General features: G+C 35.1%; 2 protein-coding genes. One reads left to right on the top strand and one right to left on the bottom strand.

What is annotated here, in order from left to right; translation table 11 throughout:
- Positions 1-250: 250 nt before the first annotated feature.
- Complete coding sequence (locus H1P_RS32220) at positions 251-1,390, top strand: FAD-dependent oxidoreductase (protein WP_144875399.1); 1,140 nt, start codon at positions 251-253, stop codon at positions 1,388-1,390.
- A gap of 47 nt (positions 1,391-1,437) precedes the next feature.
- Here the strand turns inward: H1P_RS32220 and H1P_RS32215 are convergent, their stop codons facing one another.
- The gene (locus tag H1P_RS32215) at positions 1,438-2,391 is read right to left on the bottom strand and encodes a bifunctional riboflavin kinase/FAD synthetase (RefSeq protein ID WP_144875397.1); all 954 of its coding nucleotides are present in this window, start codon (positions 2,389-2,391) and stop codon (positions 1,438-1,440) included.
- Positions 2,392-3,120: the final 729 nt, after the last annotated feature.

Raw genomic sequence — 3,120 nt, 5'->3', positions numbered from 1 at the left:
CTGAACTATCACCTTTCTCGATCGCGCTGACTATCTTCTCTCGAAAATCCACCGAATAAGCTTTCATTTACGATCTACTTTTACAATGCTTGATTGTCCCACATTTAGATGCAAACCGCTGTATATTGGTTGTTGTTATTCATTTTTTGAGAAAATAAAATGTAATAGATACATTGTAGGGTGAGCCATGCCTACCCTACCCTTAACTAATTAATTTATCTGAATATTCATATTTAATACAAAGAGATTTATGTCAGCAAATCAAACTATTAAATTAGTTTTAATCGGTGGTGGTCATTCTCATGCGATCGCTTTAAAATCATGGAGTGAAAACCTTTTATCTGGAGTTAAATTAACTTTAATTAGTGATGTTAAAAATACTCCTTATTCTGGTATGTTGCCTGGTCATATCGCAGGTTTTTATAACTACAAAGAAACCCATATTAATTTACCTTATTTAGCTAAAATTGCAGGAGCAAAATTAATTGTTGATAAAGCTATCGATCTAGATTTAGATAATAATTTAGTAATTTGTCAGCATAGCGATCCTATTAGTTTTGATTACTTATCTCTAGATATTGGCAGTACTCCCAAGACTTCTACTGTACCAGGTGCTTCCGAATATGCGATCGCTGCCAAGCCTGTTCCTCTCTTTCTTGATGCTTGGTATCAGTTATTAGAAACTTTCAAAAATAATCCCGAATTGCCTTTAAAAATTGCCATTATAGGAGGAGGTGCAGGAGGGGTAGAGTTAGCGTTAAATATGCATTCTCGCTTGCAACAATTAATCAGTAATAATTTTACTCAAAATATAGAAATATCATTGATTCATCGAGGATCGAGATTACTATCTGGACATAATCAAAAAGTAGGTGATCTTTTAACTAAGATATTACATAAAAAAGGAATTAGTCTCTATTTTAATACAGAGGTGACTGAAATAAAACCAGATCGAGTAGTTGCTAAAAACAATCAAACTATTGATACTAACTATACTTTTTGGGTTACTCAAGCAGACTCTCCTCAGTGGATTAAAAATTCTGCTTTAGCTCAAGACAATCATGGTTTTATTTTAGTAAATAATAATCTACAATCTATTTCTCACCCTCATATTTTTGCAACAGGAGATATTGCAACTATTAAAAATAATCCTCGTCCCAAAGCAGGAGTTTTTGCAGTGCGTCAAGGTAAACCACTATATGAGAACTGGCTAAATATAATTACCAAGCAACCTTTAAAAGCTTATTTTCCCCAGGAAAAATATTTGGCTTTAATAGGTACAGGAGATCGTAAAGCGATCGCTTCTTGGGGTAATTCCTGTTGGCAATCTTCTTTATTATGGTATTTAAAAGACTATATCGATCGCAAATTTATGAATCAATTCAATTAACATTGATCGTTCATCATCTAAAAAATGAAAAATCAACAGCTAAATCACTAATTGTACAGACGTTTCACCGAAACTTCTCTATTTAATAGTGCTTTTGCTTCCTGACAATCTTGTTGAATTTGTTGCTTCAAATCATCTAAAGAATTAAACTTTTGTTCTGGACGTAAAAAGGCTTCTAAACTAACAGTTATCGTCTTATTATATAAATCCCCTGACCAGTCTAGTAAATGGACTTCGACAGTGGGCAATTCTCCTTTAACTGTAGGGCGACAACCAATATTCATCACTCCTAAAACAGTAGTATTATCATAGTTAACTTTTACTGCATAAACACCATAGCGAGGTAAAAATTTATCTGGTGGTACTTGTAAATTAGCAGTGGGAAAACCAATAGTTCTACCGATTTGTTTACCTTTTACTACTTCACCTATTAATGTATAAGACCTACCTAACATTAAATTCGCTTGTTTAAGCTCTCCTGATAATAAAGCTTGACGAATTAAAGAGCTACTAACCCTTACTGAAGTTTGTTGTGTATATTGATACTTGTGAAGCGAATTAATATAAACTTCAATTCCCAATTGTGATGCAATTTTTTTTAAATCTTCGGCTGTTCCTTTTCTTTGATAACCAAAGCGAAAATCTTCTCCAATACTGATTATTTTGGTTTGTAACTGCTCTACCAATATTTGATTTACAAAGTCTTGAGGACTGAGAGCAGCTAGCGTTTCATCGAAAGGTATTAAAATTAATTGTTGAAAACCTAAAGTAGCTAGATAATCAGCTTTTTCTTGTTTGGGGGTTAATAAAGATAGCTTCTGTCCAGTAAAAAATTGTCGTGGATGAGGATCGAAGCTGACCACAGAAGAATAAAGATGGGGTGATTTTTGAGATATGATAGGTTGCAGCACGATTTGATGCCCTTGGTGGATGCCATCAAAATTACCAAGAGCGATCGCTGTAGGTTGATTAACTTTAGTGTTAGGGGTTGTAATAATCACGCTTTACATTTTGACATAATTCCTCCCATTGTCGCTCCTGATTTCTCAAAATTAGTCAGCATCTTGTACGATCAATTTCTCATACCAATTTTTACCCATAATGAGAAAGATAAGTATCAGACGCTGAGGAAATCAAAAACTTGCGCTCTTGGCAATCCTGATTACTGATTACCTTATCTTTCCCAAGTCTCTCGCAAATGGGTAAAAAACATTATAAGCTGACGGCTGAAAACTCTTAGATAGTAAAATACCCCCAGCCATGACACTGGAGGTAAAACAATAAATACCTGTTATGTAGCTCTATCTCTACCCTTCTAGTATGAATCACTGGGAACGATTGAGGTGTGATCTGTTACGGTTACTTTATGTAATCAAGATCACAACAATTGGGAATGCTCTAAAAATATAGCGTTACGGATTTAGCTTAGGACATTCTGCTTGAGAGTGTAAATTAATTCCTCATCCTTTATGCCCTAAAGGACTTCCTTCGGTCGCGCGATGCGTAGCGAGTCCTAAGGCGGAAGCGGTATCCTTTAGGGCATCCTTCATCCTTACGAGCAGATAGCTAAACTTTGTCCTAATCTAACTTTGTACGGCTATAACCCTCTTCTGTCACTTTCCGAAATTTGAACTACAATAGAAGAAATATTTAGAAGCTGTGAGGTAGAGAGGGCAATGGATGTAGAATTACAGATTCTCAAACATTTGAAGCGAGCGCCAATACCGACA

Source organism: Hyella patelloides LEGE 07179, assembly GCF_900659865.1.
Classification (GTDB): Bacteria; Cyanobacteriota; Cyanobacteriia; order Cyanobacteriales; family Xenococcaceae; genus Hyella; species Hyella patelloides.
The sequence above is the reverse complement of the archived record's forward strand: the minus strand, read 5'-3'. Positions and strand labels throughout refer to the sequence as shown.